Origin of the sequence: Streptomyces doebereineriae (genome assembly GCF_031845645.1) — a bacterium.
Classification (GTDB): Bacteria; Actinomycetota; Actinomycetes; order Streptomycetales; family Streptomycetaceae; genus Streptomyces; species Streptomyces canus.
Window position 1 is genome coordinate 1 of record NZ_JAVREZ010000219.1, and the last position, 467, is coordinate 467.

At 65.1% G+C, this 467-nt stretch carries 1 pseudogene; it reads left to right on the forward strand.

Going from position 1 to position 467, the window contains the following annotated elements:
* Positions 1 to 467 (forward strand): annotated as a pseudogene (locus RNB18_RS51555) (hypothetical protein); the annotation flags it as partial.

Consider the following 467-nt stretch of genomic DNA (forward strand, 5'->3'; position numbering starts at 1 on the left):
GTGTCATGGTGGCGCTGTGCCTAGGTGGCGGCGTCTACGGCGCCAGTCTCGGAGAGCACGTCACGCAGAGTGGTTTCTACGACGAGGGCAGCCAGTCGGTGCAGGCGTCGCTGTTGGGCGACGAGGTCTACGGCCGCGACCGCACCAGCCATGTCGTCGCCATCCTGACGCCGCCGGATGACAAGTTGGTCACCGACAAAGCGTGGCAGAAGAAGGTCACAGGGGAACTCGACCAGGTGGTCAAGGATCACCCGGACCAGGTCCAGGCCTGGGTCGGCTGGCTGAAGGCGCCTGACGTCGCCTCGCTCGCCGCGATGAAGACAGAGGACCAGCGTCACACGTTCATCAGCGTTCCCCTCAAGGGTGACGACGACGACGCGATCCTCAAGAACTATCAGGCCGTCGAGCCCGATCTGCAGCAGGTCAACGGCGGCGACATCAAGCTGGCCGGCCTCAACCCGCTGGCC